The following is a 17,985-nucleotide window of genomic DNA, read 5'->3' on the forward strand; positions in this document are numbered from 1 at the left end:
ACCACCGGGGCTCACCTACAATCCCGGCCCATGAGGGAGCGGGCGATCGCGGCGTTCGAGGAGAGCGCGGAGGTCAAGCGACGGTTCGTCCGCGAGCAGGCGGAGCGGATCGTCGCGGCCGCGCGCCTGATCGCGGGGGCGCTGCGCGAGGGCCGCAAGCTGCTGCTGTTCGGCAACGGCGGCAGCGCGACGGACGCCTCGCACCTCGCGGCCGAGTTCGTCGGCCGCTACCACCGGGACCGGGCGCCCCTGCCCGCCCTCGCGCTGGGCTCCGACCCGGCGGCGGTGACCTGCATCGCCAACGACTACGGCTACGAGGAGCTGTTCGCGCGCCAGGTGCGCGCCCACGGCCGCAAGGGCGACATCGCGATCGCGATCAGCACGAGCGGCAACTCGCCGAACGTGCTCAAGGGCGCCGAGGCGGCCCGGGCCTGCGGCCTGGTCACCCTCGGCTGGACGGGCGGGACGGGCGGCGCGCTGGCCGGCCTCGTGGACCACGCCTTCGTCGTGCCCTCGACCGTGACCGCCCGCATCCAGGAGTGCCACATCACGCTCGGGCACGTGCTCTGCGAGCTGATCGAGGACGAGCTGCTTGGGCACGCATCCTGACAGGGCGCCGCGCCCGAGACGGCCGGCGGCGCGGGCCCCGATCCCCGCCATCGATCTCACCCGGCTCAAGACCTACCCCCTCGCGCGCCGGCACAGCAAGGTGCGGCTGTCCGACTTCGCCCGGCCCTGGCGGCGCGGCGGTTCGCTGGCGCGCTTCCTCGACGGCCTGCCCGACATCCTCGCCGTGAAGACCCTGCGCGACGTCGCTCGGGCGATCGTCCGGGCCCGGGCGCGCGGCCGACCCGTCATCGTCGGCATGGGCGCCCACGTCACCAAGGTCGGCTTGAACCCCCTGCTCGTGGACCTGATGGAGCGGGGCGTCGTGACGGCCGTCGCGATGAACGGCGCGGTGATCATCCACGACTTCGAGCTGGCCTTCCTGGGCCACACCTCCGAGGAGGTGGACAAGGAGATCGACTCCGGACGCTTCGGCATGGCCGAGGAGACGGGGCGGATGCTCAACGAGGCGATCGTCGCCGGCGTGAAGGAGGGGCGGGGGCTCGGCGAGGCGGTGGGGGCCTACATGAACCTGCACAAACGGCGCTTCCCCCACCGGGCCACCAGCCTGCTCGCGACCGGCGCGCGGCTCGGCCTGCCCGTCACCGTCCACGTGGCGCTGGGCACGGACATCATCCACATGCACCCGGCGGCGGACGGCGCCGCCATCGGGGCGGGCTCGCTGACCGACTTCCGCCGGCTGGCGGCGGTGGTCGCCGGTATGGAGGGCGGCGTCTACCTCAACCTCGGCTCCGCCGTCATCCTCCCCGAGGTCTTCTTAAAGACCGTGACCCTCGGCCGCAACCTCGGCCACCCGCTGTCGGACATCACGACGGTCAACATGGATTTTCTGCCCCACTACCGGCCGATGACGAACGTCGTGCGGCGCCCGACCCAGAAGGGCGGCCGCGGCTACCAGCTCATCGGCCACCACGAGATCATGGTGCCCCTGCTCGCCGCGGCGGTCCTGGAAGCGGCGGGGCGCCCGCCGTCGCGCCGGTGACGCCGGCGCGGCTCCAGGCCCTCTGGGCCGACCTCAACGCCCGCTACTTCCGCGGGACGCTGCCGCCCATCGAGATCCAATGGAGCCGGCGGCTCACCTCCTCCACCGGCATGTTCGTGAGCCGCGTCGGCCCGCGCGCCCGCCCGCGGCCGGAGCGGCACCGCGTGATCCGGCTCTCCGTGCCCCTGTTACGCGGCCCGGTCCCCGCACCCGAGCGGGAGCTGCTCGCCACGCTCGCGCATGAGATGATCCACCAGTGGCAATACGACCGGCTCCGGCGACGTCCCGACCACGGCGCCGAGTTCCGGCGCAAGATGGTCCGGATGAACCGCGACGGTCTCGGCATCGCCGTGCGGCACGACCTCGAAGAGGCGGTCCGCGCCTTCGTCCGCCACGTCTGGCGGTGCACGCGCTGCGGGTGTCTGTACGAACGGCAGCGGCGCTCCATCTCGCCGATCCGGCACCGCTGCGGCCGCTGCCGGGGGCCCCTCCGCGAGGTGCCGCCGGCGGAGCGCCGCGCGCCGCGGCGGCCGAAGGCGACGCCGTCCCGGCGATCCGGCCGGGCCGACCCTCCGGTGCAGCTCCGCCTGGCGTTCGACTGAGGGGGCGTGAGGCGGGCGTCTCAGGAGCTGGATGCGGCGTCCGGCTCGGGCAGGTCGAGGGTGTAGCGGGCGCGGGGGGAGGCGGGCGTCCGTTCCTGAACGCGGCCCGGCGGGATGTCGGCCTGCAGCCGGCGGACCACCCGCATGAAGGGCATCCCCTCCTCCACGTCGCAGACCCAGACGTGAGCGCCCGCCTCCGCGTCGCGATAGCGCCGCGCGAACCGCACGCGGGGGTCTTCCAAATAGTAGGCGGAGAGGAAGCCGGTGATCGCCGTCAGGACCCACCCGTGGGCCGCCGCGTAGCGGTCGCTGACGGCCAGCTCCACGGGCTTCCCGTTGTCCTGGCCCTCCGTCATCGACGGTCTCCGAAGGTCAGCCCCGCTCCCGCGCCTCGATCCCGAAACGGGGGCGGGAGATGTGCTCGCTGCGACAGTCGGGGCAGTGGCCGGGCTTGGTCAGCCGCGTCCGCTTGCGGAAGACGAAGCCGCAATCCAGGCAGGCCGGCGGCTCCCACACGAACCGGCGCGCGCGGTCCCGCGCGACCGTGCGGGCGATGTGTGCGAGGTCGTCCTCGATCCGCCGCTCCGGCAGCCCCAGCCGGTCCGCCAATTCCCGCGACGAGCAGCGCGCCTCGGCGATCGCCCGCATGATCCGCTGCCGGTCCGTCAGCTCGGGCTCGGGGCTCATCGCCGGAAGCCGTCCTTTTCCCGGAGCACTTCCTCCAGGAGGCGGTCCGCCTCCCTGGCCGCGCGCCGGCGCTGGAGCCAGCGCGCACCGACGAGATACAGGACCGCCGCCGCCGCGAGCGCCACGACCATCCAGCCGTCCTGGTCCATGGGCGTCAGTGTAGTCCGATCCCGCGGGGCGGACAAGCCGCCTTTCCTTCCGCCCCGCCCAGGCGGTAAGATGGCGCATGCTTGAGAAACTCCGCACGCGGGCCGAGCTGGCCGCGCGGCTGGCCGAGCGGCGGGCCCGCGGCGAGCGCATCGTGTTCACCAACGGCTGCTTCGACCTCCTCCACGTCGGCCACACCCGCTACCTCGCGGCCGCCCGAGCCCTCGGGGACCTGCTCGTCGTCGGCGTCAACAGCGACGCCTCGGTCCGCGCGCTGGAGAAGGGAAGCGACCGGCCCATCGTGCCGGAAGCCCAGCGCGCGGAGGTCGTGGCGGCGCTGGGCTGCGTGGACTACGTCGTCCTCTTCGACGAGCCGGACCCCGGGGCGCTGATCGCCGCGCTCCAGCCCGACGTGCTCGTCAAGGGCGGGGACTGGCCCCCGGAGCAGATCGTCGGCCGCGAGGTGGTCCGGGCGCGCGGCGGGCTGGTCACGGCCATCCCCCTCGTGCCGGGCGTCTCGACGACCGCGCTGGTCAAGAAGATCAGGGCCCTCGGGGGCGACGGCGCCGCGACGGGCGACCCGCCATCCCGCGGCCCGGCCGCCTGAGACCGCCGTGCCGCCCCCTTCGCATCCGGACTACTGGGAAGAGATCCTCCGCCCCGTGCGGGAGGGTCTCCAGGCGACCCCGCCGAGGGCCGGCCTCGCCGGCCTGCCCGGCTCCACCCCCGCCTTCGCGCTGGCGCTGCTGGGGGGCGCGCCCCGCCCGCCCGCGCGCACCTGGCTGATCGTCGCGGCCACGGACGAGGCGGCGGAGCGGCTCCACGACGACCTCCGGTTCTACCAGGCCCTGCTCGGCGGGCCGGCGGAGGCGCTCGCGCTCTTCCCGGAATGGGAAACCCTGCCCTACGAGCCGACGCTGCCGCACGTGGACCTGATCGCCCGCCGCATGCGGACGCTCCGGCGGCTCGCCGACGGCGCGCCCACGCTGCTCGTCACGTCGCTGCCCGCGGTCCTCCAGCGGCTGCTGCCCGCGGCGGTGTTCACGAGCGCCTGCCTGCGGCTCCGCCCGGGCGAGTCCATCGAGCGGGAGCCGCTCCTGACGCGGCTGCTGCGGCTCGGCTACCGACGCGCCTCGGTCGTGGAGGTGCCGGGCGAGTTCAGCATCAGGGGCGGCATCGTGGACATCCACTCGACGGCCTACGACGATCCGCTGCGCGTCGAGTTCCTGGGCGACACGGTGGAGTCGGTCCGGCTGTTCGACCCCGCCACGCAGAAGTCCACGGGCAAGCTGACCGAAGCCTGGCTGCTCCCCGCGCGGGAGCTGGTTCCGCCCGACGAGGGACGGGAGGCGGCCGTCGCGCGGCCGCCCGGCGCCGAGTGGCGCGGGCCGGACGTCTACGAGGCCATGGACACGCTGCTCGACTATGTGCGCGAGACCCCCGTGCTGGTCCTGGACCAGCCGCGCGGGCTGGCGAAGAAGGCCGAGGACTTCCGCGCGGAGGTGGACGAGGCCTATGCCCGCCACCGGACGGGACTCGACGGCGCGCCGCTCCCCGAGCCGGAGCGGATGTACCAATCGTGGGAGGCGCTGCTCGATCGGACCGCCGGCTGGCCCCGGCTCGCGCTGGAGCCCCTGGCCATGCTGGAGCCGGCCTGGCGGCCGATCGGCCCGCTCCCCGCCCAGTCGCCCGCGAGCGTGGGCCTCGGGCGGCGCGGCACCCCCTTCGCCGACAGCCTGGCGATCCTGGACCGGCTGCGCGGCGCGGGCCCGGTCCTGATCGTCGCCCGGAGCCGCGGGCAGGTGGACCGGCTCACGGCGCTCTTCGCCGAGCACGACCTGCCCGCCGCGCCCTGGCAGCCGCACCTCTGGAAGGCCGCCCCGGCGCAGAAGCCGCCGTTCTACCTCGTGCAGGGGGACCTCTCGGCCGGGTTCGTGTCCGGCGAGGGCCGCCTCGCGCTCGTCACCGAGGAGGAGCTCTTCGCCAAGGGGCTCCGGCACCGGCCGGCGCCCAAGAGCAAGGCCGCGACGTTCCTCTCCTCGCTGGAGGACCTCAAGGTCGGCGACGTCGTCGTCCACGTCCAGCACGGCATCGCGCGCTACCAGGGGCTCAAGCGGCTCGCGGTCCAGGGCTTCGAGAGCGACTACCTGATCCTGGAGTTCGCCGGCGGAGACAAGCTCTACGTCCCGCTCGACCGGCTGGACCAGGTGCAGCGCTACCGCGGCACGGAGGGCCACGCCCCGCGCCTGGACCGGCTCGGCGGGACGAGTTGGGCGCGCACGACCGCGAAGGTCAAGAAGGACATCGAGGAGATGGCGCACGAGCTGGTCGAGCTCTACGCCAGCCGGGAGCTGGTGCAGCGGCGGGAGTACGGCGAGGACAGCACGCTCACCCACGAGTTCGAGGCGGCCTTCGAGTACGAGGAGACGCCGGACCAGTTGCGGGCGATCGAGGAGATCAAGCGCGACATGGAGTCGCCCAAGCCCATGGACCGGCTCGTCTGCGGGGACGTGGGCTACGGCAAGACGGAGGTGGCCATGCGGGCCGCCTTCAAGGCGCTGGAGGACAACCGGCAGGTGGCCGTGCTCGTCCCGACGACGATCCTGGCCCAGCAGCATTACGAGAACTTCGTCCAGCGCTTCGCGCCCTTTCCCGTCAAGGTCGCCATGCTCTCGCGGTTCCAGTCGCCGAAGGAGGTCAAGGCGACGGTCAAGGACCTCGCGGCCGGGACGGTGGACATCGTGATCGGCACCCACCGCCTGCTCCAGAAGGACGTGCAGTTCCGGAACCTCGGGCTGGTGATCATCGACGAGGAACAGTGGTTCGGCGTCCGGCACAAGGAGCGGCTCAAGCAGCTCCGCACCCAGGTGGACGTGCTCACGCTCACCGCGACGCCGATCCCCCGCACGCTGCAGATGGCCATGTCGGGCGTCCGGGACCTCTCGGTCATCGAGACCCCGCCGCCGGGGCGGCTCGCGATCCGGACCCAGGTCCTCCGCTACGACGAGGCGGTCGTCCGGGAGGCGATCGTCCGGGAGCTGGGCCGCGGCGGGCAGGTCTTCTTCGTCCACAACCGCGTGCAGTCCATGGAGCGCGTCGCGACGCGGCTCGCGGAGCTGGTGCCGGAGGCCCGCGTCGTGATGGCGCACGGGCAGATGGACGAGCGGCTGCTGGAGGACGTGATGCTCACGTTCATCCGCCGCGAGGCGGACGTGCTGGTCGCGAGCGCGATCATCCAGTCCGGGCTGGACGTGCCCAACGCCAACACGATCCTCGTCAACCGGGCGGACACCTTCGGGCTCGCGCAGCTCTACCAGCTCCGCGGCCGCGTGGGCCGGGCCGGCCACCAGGCCTACGCCTACTTCTTCATCCCCGACGAGGGGACGCTCTCCACCGACGCCCAGAAGCGGCTGACCGCGATCCAGGAGATCACCGAGCTGGGCGCGGGTTTCCGGATCGCGACCGCCGACATGGAGATCCGCGGGGCCGGGAACCTGCTGGGCCGGCAGCAGTCGGGGCACATCGCGGCCATCGGGCTGGACCTCTACATGCAGATGGTCGAGCAGGCGGTCCAGCGGCTCAAGGGCACGGTCGTCGAGGAGGAGCCCGACCCGACGCTGCACGTCGCCGTCTCGGCCTTCATCCCCGAGGACTATGTCGAGGACGCGCACCAGCGGCTCTCCCTGTACAAGCGCCTGGCCTCCTGCCAGCAGGTGGGCGACCTGGCGCTGCTCCACGGGGAGATGGAGGACCGCTACGGGCCGCTGCCCGAGCCGGTCGAGCGGCTCTTCGAGGTCATGCAGATCCGGCGGCTGGCCAAATCCCTGCGGCTCGCCTCCGTGGAGGTGAAACCGGCCGCGGTGGCGCTCGCCTTCGACCCGAAGGCCCGCGTCCCCGAGGCGGGCATGCGACGGCTGATGGACCGCTACCAGCGCCGGCTGCGGCTGCTCTCCCCCCTCGCCTTCGAGCTCCAGACCCCGCACGGAGACTGGGCGTCCGTCTATGCCGACCTCAACGCCGCCTTGCAAACACTGGCGTTCTGTGATACCTAACCGGGCGTTTGGCGTCCCGGTCCGGAGCACACCCCCATGAACGTCGGACATCGGCCTGCGGGCCCGTGGCGCGCCCTCGCGGGCGCGGCGGCCTGCGGCCTGGCCGCCTGGCTGACGGCCTGCGCGCCCGCCGCGGAGGAACCCGCGGTGCTCGCCTTCGTCAACGGCAAGCCGATCACCCAGGAGGAGCTCGACCGGCGGTGGGCGGAGCTGCCGGAGGCGACGCAGGCCTACTACCGCGGCGAGGGCGGGAAGCGCAAGTTCCTGGACGACCTGGTCACGCGCGAGGTGCTGCTGCAGGAGGCCCGGAGGCTGGGCCTGGACCAGGAGCCGCGGCTCCGCGAGCGGCTGGAGCGTCTCAAGGAGCAGCTCGTGCTCGATCAGCTCGTGACGGTGGCGGTGCAGCCGCAGCTCGAGGTGTCGAAGGAGGAGATGGAGGCCTACTACGCCGCCCACGAGGCGGACTTCGCCGCCGCCTCGGCGATCCGCGCCGCGCACATCCTGCTCCCCACCGCCAAGCAGGCCCTGGACGTGAAACGGCAGTTGGACGAGGGAGCGGACTTCGGCAAGCTGGCCCGGCGCTACTCCGCCGACGACGCGACGCGGGAGCGGGGCGGCGACCTCGGCCCCTATCGCAAGGGGGCGATCGCGCCGGAGCTCGAGGCCGTCATCGTGAAGCTGAAGCCGGGGACGGTGAGCGAGCCCGTGCAGAGCCAGGCGGGCTTCCATCTCGTCATGGTGACGGAGCGCGAGCCGGACGACCCGTCCCGGGTCACGGCCCTGCGCGAGCGGCTGCGGAAGGAGCTCTACGCCGAGAAACGGCGCCGGCGGTTCGAGGCGTACGTCTCCGGCCTCAAGGCGTCGGCGACCATCCGGATGGCGGAGGCGTCCAAACTCCTGACCGAGGGCGCTCCGGCGGCGCCGGGCTCCACTCCCTGACCGCCCGCTCCCCGCTCGGGGGCGTGCCGAGGCGTTCACCCCCTTCCGCCCGCAGGGACCCGTGATGCGCGCTGAAGCGAAAGCCGTGGCTTCCGGCGGATGCGGCTTCCGCGGCCGGCGCGGCCGCGCGCCGCTCGGCGCCGTGCTTGCCTGCGCGCTCGGCCTGTTTCCCCCGGCGGCCTCCGCGGCGGTCCTGACGGACCGGATCGTGGCCATCGTCAACAACGAGGTGATCACCCTCTCCGAGCTCAAGAACGAGCTCGCGCCGGAACAGGAGCGGCTGCGCAAGCAGTATCGGGGAGCCGAGCTCCAGCGGCGGCTCCAGCAGGTCGAGTACGACATCCTCACCCGCATGATCGAGCGCAAGCTCCAGGTCCAGGTCGCGAAGACCAAGGGCGTGGAGATTTCCGACGACGAGGTCAAGAGCACGCTCAAGGAGCTGCAACGGCAGGGCGAGAAGTACGACTACGCGAACCCGACCGACAAGCGGATCATCCGGGAGCAGTTGATGCTCATGCGGCTCGTGGACCGGGAGGTCCGCAGCGGGATCATGGTGTCGGAGGCGGAGATGAGGCGGTACTACGAGGCGCATATGAGCCGGTTCATGCTGCCGAACGAGTACCGCATCAGCCAGATTCTCGTGAAACGCCGGCGGAGCGAGAGCGCCGAGGACCTGCGCCGGCGCGCGGGGGAGATTTACGAGGCCCTCCGGCAGGGCGCCGACTTCGCCGAAGTGGCCCTGCGCTTCTCCGACGGGCCGAGCGCCAACCGGGGCGGGAACCTCGGGTTCGTGCGGCAGGGCGAGCTGGAGCCCGCGATCGAGCGGGTCGTGGCCTCCCTGGAGACGAACCAACTCAGCGAGCCGGTGGAGTCGCCGGAGGGCGTGCACATCATCCGGCTCGACGAGAAGAAGCCGCCCCAGTTCCGCCCCTTCGCCGAGGTCAAGAACGAGATCAAGGGCCTCGTCTTCCAGCAGAAGACCGAGGACACCTACGAGACCTGGATGAAGGACCTCAAGAACAAGGCGTACATCGAGATCAAGTTTTGAGCGTGGCGGGGCGTGCGTTCGCCGAGACTCACCACTTACGACGCATCGCGCAGGAGTCCCCGAATGGCCTCCCAGAGGGCGTCCCGGCCCTCATGGGTGAGGGCGGAGTAGGGGATGAGGGGCGTATCCGTCGGGAGGGCCAGGAAGTCCCGGATCGCCCCGAAGGCGGCGGCCCGCTCGCCGCGGGCGAGCTTGTCCACCTTGGTCGCCACCACCACCGTGGGCAGGCCGCGCTCGCGCAGCCAGGCGACCGTGTCGCGGTCCTGCGGCTGCGGCCCCCGCGCATCCACGAGCAGGAGCACTCCGCGCAGCTCGGTCCGTTCCGAGAGATAGGCCTCGATCAGCGGGGCCCAGTGCCGGCGCACCGACTTGGGCACCCGGGCGTACCCGTACCCCGGGAGGTCCACGAGGGAGAGCCGGCGGAGCCGCGGGTCCGCCGTCGTGATCCGGAAGGCGTTCAGCAGGCGCGTCTTGCCCGGCGTGCCGCTCACCTTGGCCAGGCCCTTGCGCCGCAGCAGGGAGTTCAGGAGCGAGGACTTGCCCACGTTGGACCGCCCGACGCAAGCCACCTCCGGGAGGCGCTCGACGGGCAGGTGCTCGACGGCGGCGCAGCTTCTGATGAAGTCGGCGGTGAGGATGCGCATGGTCATCGGATAAGCCGAGGGCTTCTGCTGTAGCATCGCATGATGCCCAAGTCAACCCGCCGTTCCCGCCTCGCGCGGCTGCTGTTGGGGACGGCGCTGCTGGCCGGCGGCTCGCTGGCGGGCCTTGTCCTCTGCTGGCTGGCCACCGCGCCGGACGTGGCCGCCCTGGCGAAGACGAACCCGACCACGACCGCCCTGATGCGGGCGCGCGCGGAGGCCGCGCGCCTCGAGGGCCGGCGGGCCGCGCCGCGCTGGAGCTGGGTGCCGCTCGCACGCATCTCGCCGCATCTAGAGCGGGCGGTCCTCGTGTCGGAGGACGCCGCCTTCTACGAGCACGGGGGCTTCGACTGGAAGGGCCTGCGGGAGGCCGCGGTCCGGAACCTGGAGGCCGGAAGTATTCGGGCGGGCGGCAGCACGATCACGCAGCAGCTCGCGAAGAACCTCTACCTCTCCTCCGAGCGAACGCTGTGGCGGAAGCTGCGCGAGGCGCTGATCGTGATCGAGCTGGAGCGCCGCCTCGGCAAGCCCCGCATCCTGGAGCTTTACCTGAACGTGGTCGAGTGGGGCGACGACGTGTACGGCGCCGAGGCGGCGGCGCGGCACCATTTCGGCAAGGCGGCGCGGGACCTGACGCGGGAGGAGGCCGCGCTGCTGGCGGCGATCCTGCCCTCGCCGCGGCGGCACGACCCGCTGCGGCTGACGCCCTACCTCGTCCGTCGCCAGCAGCAGATTCTGGCGAGAATGGGCGACGGCCGGCACGCCTAGCCCGCAGGATTCATGAACGCTTCTCCTGCCATCGCGGATTGGCGGCGGCGACAAGCCGGCCTGCGGCCTTCGGCGCGGGCCGGCGGGCGGGCTCGCCGCGCGGGCGGTCAAGGTGCGGCGCGTTGCACGCCGCCTTGTTCGCGGCTCCGCGCGCCCGCCTCGCGCGCGACGGCGCGATTTCGTCACGAACCGCCATGAATAATGCGGACTAGCGAAGCGAGGGAAGGGGGGCAAGCGCATGGCGTGGATGTACGTGTTGATCGCGGGGGTCTGCGAGATCCTCTGGGCCACGGGCCTCAAGTACACGGACGGCTTCACCCGCCTGTGGCCGAGCGTCGGCACCGTGCTGGCGATGGCCGCGAGCTTCTGGTTCCTGGCCAACTCGCTCCGGGCCATCCCCCTGGGCACGGCCTACGCCGTCTGGACGGGGATCGGGGCGGCCGGCATGGCCCTCGTGGGCATCCTGTTCTTCGACGAGTCGCGCGAGCCCCTGCGCCTGCTCTGTCTCCTCCTCGTCGTCGCCGGCATCATCGGCCTCAAGTTCACCGCGCCGGAGTGACGCCGGAAGAGAGCCCGTGATGCCCTCTTAGCCCCGACCGAAAATATTTGACAACGCATCCACGGACTCCAGCGGGTCCTGTCGCGGCGATCACCCCCGTCGTCCTCGCTTCACCCCTCCCCCCGTGGGGGGCCGTTCGGGAGTTGTCGCGGCAAGGGCCTGTGATGAACGTGCTCGTTGACGGCCGTGTGGCTCTTCGCCCCGTCCGCTGCGGGCGCCGGGGGGCCCGCTCACCACGCCACCCGCTGGAGCCCAGATCGAGGACCGCACCGTTATTTTCGGAGCAGGGTTAGTATCGTGTCCCGTCAAGTCCGTTCGTCATTCCGGCCAAGGCCGCCGAGCGGCCGCGAGCCGGAATCCAGGGCCGTGGCAAGGTCCTGGAGCCGGCCCCGGATTGAACAGGTCCGGGATAACCTTCCGCCGGCATGACGAGGCCACGAACTTGTGGGACGCAACAATAGAATAGGCGAGGGCGAGGGCGACGTCGCACCGACGGCTCGGCTCGGCCCGCCTGATTCATGAACGCTTCTGCTGCCATCGCCCGTCTGCGTGTCCGTACAGGCAGGCACATGCGCGGCTGCGACAAGCCGGCACGCGGCGGGCGGGCTCGTCGCGCGGGCGGCCACCGTGCTGCAGGTAGAGCACGCCTCCCTCTCTCGCGCCTCCGCGCGCCCGTCCCGCCAGCGACCGCGCGATTTCGCGACGAACCGCCATGAATCTCCGGGCTAGGCGGGCAGGTATCCGTTCTCCTTGAACCAGTCGAGCGCGTCGCGGATGGCCTGCTCGACGGGGCGCCGCGGATAGTCCAGCTCGCGGATCGCCTTGCCGCAGTCGTACTGCTGCATGTGCCGGAGCATCTCGACGAAGAAGCCCGGCACCGGCGCCGGGCGGCGGAGGATCGTCCGGAACGTCCAGTCGCCGAGCTTCGCGCCCCAGCGCGCCAGCGCGTGGGGCACGGGCGCGAGCGGCGCCATGACGCCCGCCGTCCGCGCGATCAGCCGGTTCAGCTCCTTCCAGGTGGTGTTCCAGTTGCCGAGGATGTAGCGCTCGCCGACCCGCCCCCGCTCCGCCGCGCGGATCATCCCCACCGCCACGTCCCGCACGGCGATCGCGTTGATCGGCCCGTCCAGATAGAAGGGCATCAACCGCTTGGCGATCAGGAGGATTTGCATGCCGCCGGTCGGCCGGCTGTCGTAAGGCCCGAAGAAGGCGGTAGGGTTCACGACGACGGCCGGCAGGCCGCCCTTCGCCGCCTCCAGCACCTCCCGCTCCATGGCGGCCTTGGCCATCAGATAGGGATTGTCCGGATAGCGCGGCGCGAAGGGGCAGGCCTCGTCGGCGAGCCGGTCCGAGCCCGGCGGAGGGAAGCCGATCGTGGTCAACGTGCTCGTGAAGACGAGGCGCTCGACCGCCGCCTCCCTCACCGCCTTCAAGAGCGGGCGGGTGGCGGCCAGGGCGGCGGCGACGGCGCGCTCGACGGGGATCGTCTCGGTGGGATAGTAGCTGCCGGCCTGGTAGGCGACCCGGACGCCCCGGCAGGCGCGGGCGACGGCCGCCTCGTCGCGCAGGTCGCCCTCGACGAGCTCCAGGTCGAGGCCGGCGAGGGTCGGGCGCGGCCGGCCCGTGGGGGAGGGGCGGACGAAGGCGCGGACCTCATGGCCGTCGGCCAGGAGGGCGCGGACGAGGTTGGCGCCGAGGCAGCCCGCCGCGCCGAGCACCAGCACCTTCATGGCCGGTCACCTCGGGTCAGTGACCCCGCCCCTGCGACTAGAAATAGGGGTTCGTCGGCAGGGCCAGGGTGAAGTACTTGCCCTTCTCCTCGTAGAGAATCCGTTGCTCGGCCAGGTGGCGCAGCGCTTCATCGAGCCCGCCCGCGTCGCCCCCGCGCGCCCGCCAGGCGCTCCGGATCTGCTCGGCGGAGCGCGGCGCCTCGTTGCAGGCGTCGATGGCGAAGGCCGCGACCCCGTCGTAGCGCTGCTTGACCGGCTGGTCCGGCGAGCGCCCCTCGAAGACCGTGACGTAGCTCGGCGCCTTGGCGTAGTAGAGGAAGGGGCGGTTGTCCGAGGCGTGCCGGCGGCGCCACTCATGGACGAGCCCGACCAGCTCCTCGTAGAGGTGGGGGCTGACGCGCGATTCGATCTCATACTCGAAGTCGTAGGCGATCTTGTTCAGGTCCACCTTCCGGGGATCGTAGACGTACTCGTAGGCGAGGCCCGGCCCGGTGATGCGGATGCCGTACTGCTGCGGGCGGGTGAAGTAGGGGCTGAACCGCTCCAGCCAGAAGCGGCCGACCGATTCGGGCGGCTGCAGGTGGAAGAGCGCGGGGATCAGCCGGATCTGCCGAAGGTAGTCCTCGTCCGTCTCGCCCGGGAACCCGAGCAGGATGTTCCAGGAGACGTCGATGCGATAGTACTGGCTCCACTTCAGGCACTGGAGGTTCTGCATCGGGCTCACGCCCTTGTCCATCTCGTGGAGCTGGGCCTGGCTCAGGCTCTCGATACCGGGTTGCATGCACTTGACGCCGCCCTGGGCGAGGGTCTGGATCTGCCGCTTGGTCAGGTTGCTCTTCGTCTCGATGAAGACGTCCAGGTCCAGCCGCTCGGCCGCGAAGGTGCCGAACAGGTGGTCCACGTACTTCATGTCGATGATGTTGTCCACGAGCCGGAAGCGGGTCGCGTCGTAGCGGCTGGAGAGGGCGTCCAGCTCGCGCGCGACCTGCTCGGGCGACTTGGCCCGGAACTTCATGCTCTGCGCGTTCAGCCCGCAGAAGGTGCAGTGGTGCTTCTCCCCCCACCAGCAACCGCGGGAGCCCTCGTAGAGGAGGATGCGGTCGAGCCCCTTCGACGGCCCCGCGCCGACCTCCTCCAGGTCGCGGAAATAGTCGTCGTAGTCCGGCGGGCCCATCCGGTCGAACTCGGTGAACAAGGACGGGTTCGGCTGGAAGCGGACCTCGCCGCCCGCGCGGTAGGCCACGCCGGGCGGGTAGCCGCCCGCCCCGCCCGCGAGGATGCGCTCGACCAGCGGCGGGAAGGCCGTCTCCCCCTCCCCGACCACGACGAAGTCGATCCACGGCCAGGCGCGCAGGTGCTCCAGGCCCATCTCGCCGTCGAAGTTCGCCCCGCCGAAGACGATCGTGACCTCGGGGTAGAGGTCCTTGATCAGCTTGGCCAGCGTCAGGCTCGCGACGTTCTGATCGAAGGTGGAGGTGAAGCCGACGATGCGGTACCGGCCCCAGTCGATCGCGGTCAGCGCCCAGGTGAGGAACTGCGGAGCCGTGCGGCTCGCCAGCTCTTCAAAATACCCGATCGGCTGCCCGCTCTGGCGGGCGAGGTCTTCAAAGACCGGCTTGAAGGTGCGGGGATAGTCGGCGTGCTTGGGGCTGTCGCGGAACAGCAGGTGCGAGAAGAGCCACTCGCCGAACAGCGCACGCTTCTCGCAGATCAATTCATAGAGCGGGACCCCGATCCGGTGGGCGAAGAAGACGTTGAGGTTGTGGCTGCGGACGCCGATGCCCCGCGATTTGAGCAGGGTCGAGAGCGTGCCGAGCTGGATGGAGGGATACTTGGCGTAGCCGAAGGGCATGTTGACCAGCGCCACCGGCGTCCGGCTCGCTCCCCCGTCCATCGCCTCCTCCGCGCGGGCCCCCGGGCCTCGTCAGCCCTTCGGCGCGCCGTCGAAGACCCGATCCGCCTTCGCGGCCATGTAGAAGTCGCTCTCGGTCAGCCCGTTGATCTTGTGGGTCCAGAGCTCGACCGTGCACTTGCCCCAGGCCAGGTGCAGGTCCGGATGGTGGCCTTCCGCCTCGGCGATCGCGCCCACCTTGTTGACGAAGGCGAGGGCTTCGGCGAAGTCCTTGAAGGTGTACAGCCGCTCCAGGTGGCCGGCCGCGTTCACGCGCCAGCCCGGGTTCAGTTGCTTGAGCAGCTCCTCGACCCGTCCCTTCTCCAGCGGCGGCACGCCGCCGCGACAGGGCACGCACTTGTGGTCCGCCAATCCCATGGTGATCACCTCCGCGCATCAGACCGAGGTCGTATTATGCTCGCCGCACCCGGCACAATGTCAACGGCCGCGCCAGCCCCGCCAGGGCGCAGGCCCAGGCCTCCCGAACCGTCGCCTTCTCGCGCTCCAGGACCGCGCGGACGGCGGGGGTCTCGGCCAGCTCCCCGGCGAGCACGAGGTCGCCGCCCCGGCTCTCCCGGAGGATGCGCGCGGCCACGTTCACGGTCCGCCCGAAGTAGTCCAGCCGGCCGTTCGCCTGGATCGCGATGGCCGGGCCGTGGTGCAGCCCCAGCTTCACGACGAGCGGCGGCTGGGCCGGCGCGGCGGCGTTGAAGGCCGCGAGGTCCCCCTGGATCGCCAGGGCGCAGGCCACCGCGTCGGCCGGCCGGCAGAAGACGGCCATGACCGCGTCGCCGATGGTCTTGACCACCGCGCCGCGCGAGGCCGTCACGCGCTCCTTGAGATAGTCGAAGTGCCGCCGCACCTGCCCGTAGGCCGGCGCGTCGCCGGTCTCCTCGTAGAGTCGGGTCGAACCCTTGAGGTCGCTGAAGAGGATCGTGACCGACTCGACGCCGATCTCCTGGCCCGGCGCCAGCACCTCCGAGCTGAAGAGGTCCCGGAACTCCTGGAGCGCCGTCACCTCCGCCGCGGTCACGGCCTGCTCGTCCCAGCGCAGCCGCTCCAGCACGAGCGCGACGGGCCTGTCGGTGTCATTCCGCCAGCGGAGGCGCGCCGGCCCGGGCCGAAAGGCGAGGTCCCGTTCCCGCCAGCCCTCGGCGCCGTACCCGAGCGCCGCATCGAGGGCCGGCGCGGCGGCCTCCGGCCGCAACTGGAGCGTCGCGTTGACCCGGAGGCTGCGGAGCCGGTAGGGCTCCGGACCGAGCGTCACGGGCACCTCGCGGATCTCGCCGGGGCGGAGCAGGTGCTGGACCAGGATGTGCGGGGCGCTGTAGGGCCCGCCGAAGCAATGGACCCGGTCCTGCGCGGGCCGCACCGCCGGGTGCACCCGGAAGCGCAGCTCGACGTACCGATCGAGGGTGGCGTCGTAGCCGATCCCGCAGGTGTCGCAGTGGAAGCGCCGCGCGACCTCGGCCAATCCGCCGTACTCCGCCTTGGGCACGCGGCAGTTCGGGCAGAGCAGCTCCCACATCAGGTTCAGGAGCCCGGCGCGCGTCGCGTGGAGAAAGACGCGGAGCGTGGCATGCGGATCGGTCCGCCAGCGCGCCGCGAGCGCGTAGGGCTGCATCCGGACGACCGCCTCATCGCCGGCCGAGGCGAGGTGGCGCAGGAGCGCCGCGACCACGCCGGCGTCGAGCGGCGGCGCGGCGGAAAGCTGCGCGGCGCGTTCTTCCAGCAGGGCGGAGTCGGCCTTGCTGCGCGCCGTCCGGCCCGGGTCGGCCGGCGCCGGGCCTCCCCGCCCCTCCCGCGCCAGCACCCGCTGACAGTACGCCCAGGTCCGCTCAAGCGACCGGCGGCCGACGACGGGAATGAGCAGGCAGCCCAGGAGAGTGCGCGGCGTGATGTCGGCGAAGGCCCGGACGCGGCTCCCGCCTCCCTCCGGCTCGACCACGATCCCGCCCACGAAGCGCAACAGGGGACCCCGGAGGTAGTCCCGCTGCACCTGGTAGCTGCGGTCCCGGACCCACTCGAAGGGGTACTCGACCCAGGCCATCGGCACCAGCCCGAGGAACCGCGCCTCCACGCGGCGCGTCAGCTCGCCCTCGCGGGGCGGGCCGGGCTGGACGGCCGGGAGCCCGACCGCGCGGTTGAGCTTGTCCGTGTGGGAGAGGATGTCCCAGATCAGCGAGGGCGGCGCCTCGACCCTCCACTCCTGAGCGATGCGGCGGGGGGAATAGGGCATGAACACCGTTTCGAGCTGGGAGTGGTGAGTGTTACGAGGGAACTCCCTCCGCTAAGCACTCCTCACTCCTCTATTCGGGTTCGTCGGCCGGGGCCGCGGCGCCGGCCAGGTCCTCGCGCGCGATCTTGGCGGGATCGAACTTGGCGGCGGCCTGGGCCAGCCGCGACAGGGCCTCGTCGAAGGAGAGGGGCGCCGCGTCCTTCGGCCGGAACCGCAGCGGATTGATCCGCGCCACGACGACATTGCGCAGGTACGGACTGTCCATCCCCCGCGCCTTGAGGGCCTCGACCTTCTGCGTGACGACCTCGTCCAGCTCCAGCAGCGCCCGCGCGCGCCGCTCGCGCAGGGCCAGCGCCTCGCGCAGCGGCCGGTCGAGGAAGGCGTCCAGCCGCTTGACGATCGGCTGGTAGGCGCCGCCGCTGAACCGCGGGCGGGCCTCGTAGCAGAGCCCCAGCGTGATCAGGGCCGGCTCCTCGAACTCCAGCGCGTAGGTCGCCTCGGTGGCCCCGCCCAGCCGGGCCAGCTCGCGGTACATGCGGACGACCTCCAGCGCCTTCTCGCGCAGGTTGTGGGCCTTCTCGGTGTTGAGCGCAAGGATCTGATAGGCGGCCGCCGCTTCGGGGAGGACGATCGCCGTGATGCTCTTCGCGCCGAGCGTCTTCATGGCCGACAGCCGGTGGTGCCCGTTCGGCGTCCAGTACCTGGTGGCCTCGGTGGGATGGACGGCCCGCACGGCGATGATCGGGTCGAGGAAGCGCCCGAGCTTGCCGATCACGGCCTCCAGCTTGCGGACGTGGGTATCCGAGAGATTGCGCTGGTAGGGGGTGGGCTCGACCAGCTCGATCGGCAGGGCGGCGAGGACGACCCAGCGGCCGCCGAAGGGCTCGCGGTAGGCGGCGAGGACCTTGCCGCCGTCCTGCTCGATGGCGCGGTGCAGGTCGGCGACCTCGCCCGGCGGGGCGGCCGCTTGCAATTCGGTGGCGGCCAGGCCGGTCGCCCGGCCGGCCGGCCTTCTCCGACGCCCCCTCCCCGTGCCCGCCGCCGGCCTTTTCGCCCGCTCCGCCATGGGCGCT

18 protein-coding genes are annotated in these 17,985 nt (G+C 71.9%); 9 read left to right on the top strand and 9 right to left on the bottom strand.

The window, feature by feature from the left end; translation table 11 throughout:
• Positions 1-30: 30 nt before the first annotated feature.
• Genes AC1U7O_RS05105 through AC1U7O_RS05115 form a run of 3 tightly spaced genes read left to right on the top strand, consistent with a single transcriptional unit; the run spans position 31 to position 2,211 of the window.
• Positions 31-609: a D-sedoheptulose-7-phosphate isomerase gene (locus AC1U7O_RS05105; protein WP_479893514.1), complete on the top strand. Its 579-nt coding sequence runs from the start codon at positions 31-33 to the stop codon at positions 607-609.
• Positions 593-1,609, top strand: a complete 1,017-nt coding sequence (locus tag AC1U7O_RS05110) for a GSU2086 family protein (protein WP_479893515.1) — start codon at positions 593-595, stop codon at positions 1,607-1,609. Before AC1U7O_RS05105 ends, AC1U7O_RS05110 begins: the two co-directional genes overlap by 17 nt.
• Positions 1,606-2,211 carry a SprT-like domain-containing protein gene (locus tag AC1U7O_RS05115; RefSeq protein ID WP_479893517.1) on the top strand — a complete coding sequence of 202 codons (606 nt, stop codon included), beginning with the start codon at positions 1,606-1,608 and terminating at the stop codon, positions 2,209-2,211. Before AC1U7O_RS05110 ends, AC1U7O_RS05115 begins: the two co-directional genes overlap by 4 nt.
• Before the next feature lie 20 nt (positions 2,212-2,231).
• Here the strand turns inward: AC1U7O_RS05115 and AC1U7O_RS05120 are convergent, their stop codons facing one another.
• The 3 genes from AC1U7O_RS05120 to AC1U7O_RS05130 are packed head-to-tail and all read right to left on the bottom strand — an operon-like array spanning position 2,232 to position 3,047.
• Entirely contained in the window at positions 2,232-2,567 is a 336-nt protein-coding gene (locus AC1U7O_RS05120; RefSeq protein ID WP_479893519.1) for a hypothetical protein, read from the bottom strand.
• 16 nt (positions 2,568-2,583) lie between these two features.
• A complete protein-coding gene (locus tag AC1U7O_RS05125; RefSeq protein WP_479893520.1) occupies positions 2,584-2,898 on the bottom strand; it encodes a transcriptional regulator in 315 nt (104 codons plus the stop codon).
• Positions 2,895-3,047, bottom strand: coding sequence for a hypothetical protein (locus AC1U7O_RS05130; protein WP_479893522.1), 153 nt, complete (start codon positions 3,045-3,047; stop codon positions 2,895-2,897). Before AC1U7O_RS05130 ends, AC1U7O_RS05125 begins: the two co-directional genes overlap by 4 nt.
• A gap of 77 nt (positions 3,048-3,124) precedes the next feature.
• Between AC1U7O_RS05130 and rfaE2 the strand changes: the two genes are divergently transcribed.
• From rfaE2 to AC1U7O_RS05150, 4 genes are all read left to right on the top strand, one after another.
• Complete coding sequence (gene rfaE2, locus AC1U7O_RS05135; protein ID WP_479893523.1) at positions 3,125-3,652, top strand: D-glycero-beta-D-manno-heptose 1-phosphate adenylyltransferase; 528 nt, start codon at positions 3,125-3,127, stop codon at positions 3,650-3,652.
• 7 nt (positions 3,653-3,659) lie between these two features.
• Positions 3,660-7,097, top strand: coding sequence for a transcription-repair coupling factor (mfd, locus tag AC1U7O_RS05140; RefSeq protein WP_479893525.1), 3,438 nt, complete (start codon positions 3,660-3,662; stop codon positions 7,095-7,097).
• A gap of 36 nt (positions 7,098-7,133) precedes the next feature.
• A complete protein-coding gene (locus AC1U7O_RS05145; protein WP_479893527.1) occupies positions 7,134-8,036 on the top strand; it encodes a peptidylprolyl isomerase in 903 nt (300 codons plus the stop codon).
• A gap of 64 nt (positions 8,037-8,100) precedes the next feature.
• A complete protein-coding gene (locus tag AC1U7O_RS05150; RefSeq protein ID WP_479893528.1) occupies positions 8,101-9,084 on the top strand; it encodes a peptidylprolyl isomerase in 984 nt (327 codons plus the stop codon).
• Between the two features lie 35 nt (positions 9,085-9,119).
• Here AC1U7O_RS05150 and yihA read toward each other — a convergent pair whose 3' ends face one another.
• Positions 9,120-9,734, bottom strand: coding sequence for a ribosome biogenesis GTP-binding protein YihA/YsxC (yihA, locus tag AC1U7O_RS05155; RefSeq protein WP_479893529.1), 615 nt, complete (start codon positions 9,732-9,734; stop codon positions 9,120-9,122).
• A 33-nt stretch (positions 9,735-9,767) separates the two neighbouring features.
• Here yihA and mtgA point away from each other — a divergent pair, with 33 nt between their 5' ends.
• Both mtgA and AC1U7O_RS05165 read left to right on the top strand, forming a co-directional pair.
• Positions 9,768-10,493 (top strand): monofunctional biosynthetic peptidoglycan transglycosylase, encoded by a 726-nt coding sequence (gene mtgA, locus AC1U7O_RS05160; protein WP_479893530.1) that lies wholly within the window; start codon positions 9,768-9,770, stop codon positions 10,491-10,493.
• A gap of 238 nt (positions 10,494-10,731) precedes the next feature.
• Positions 10,732-11,052 (top strand): DMT family transporter, encoded by a 321-nt coding sequence (locus AC1U7O_RS05165; protein WP_479893531.1) that lies wholly within the window; start codon positions 10,732-10,734, stop codon positions 11,050-11,052.
• A gap of 725 nt (positions 11,053-11,777) precedes the next feature.
• Here AC1U7O_RS05165 and AC1U7O_RS05170 read toward each other — a convergent pair.
• From AC1U7O_RS05170 to AC1U7O_RS05190, 5 genes are all read right to left on the bottom strand, one after another.
• The gene (locus tag AC1U7O_RS05170) at positions 11,778-12,782 is read right to left on the bottom strand and encodes an NAD-dependent epimerase/dehydratase family protein (protein ID WP_479893532.1); all 1,005 of its coding nucleotides are present in this window, start codon (positions 12,780-12,782) and stop codon (positions 11,778-11,780) included.
• A gap of 37 nt (positions 12,783-12,819) precedes the next feature.
• Positions 12,820-14,676, bottom strand: a complete 1,857-nt coding sequence (locus AC1U7O_RS05175) for a RiPP maturation radical SAM C-methyltransferase (RefSeq protein WP_479893533.1) — start codon at positions 14,674-14,676, stop codon at positions 12,820-12,822.
• A 30-nt stretch (positions 14,677-14,706) separates the two neighbouring features.
• Positions 14,707-15,051 (bottom strand): 4a-hydroxytetrahydrobiopterin dehydratase, encoded by a 345-nt coding sequence (locus tag AC1U7O_RS05180; RefSeq protein ID WP_479893534.1) that lies wholly within the window; start codon positions 15,049-15,051, stop codon positions 14,707-14,709.
• A 34-nt stretch (positions 15,052-15,085) separates the two neighbouring features.
• On the bottom strand, positions 15,086-16,912 hold the full coding sequence (locus tag AC1U7O_RS05185; protein ID WP_479893536.1) for an adenylate/guanylate cyclase domain-containing protein: 1,827 nt from the start codon (positions 16,910-16,912) through the stop codon (positions 15,086-15,088).
• Between the two features lie 70 nt (positions 16,913-16,982).
• Positions 16,983-17,978, bottom strand: a complete 996-nt coding sequence (locus tag AC1U7O_RS05190) for a ParB N-terminal domain-containing protein (RefSeq protein WP_479893537.1) — start codon at positions 17,976-17,978, stop codon at positions 16,983-16,985.
• Positions 17,979-17,985 lie beyond the last annotated feature (7 nt).

The sequence above is a fragment of the Candidatus Nitrospira neuquenensis genome (assembly GCF_979578155.1).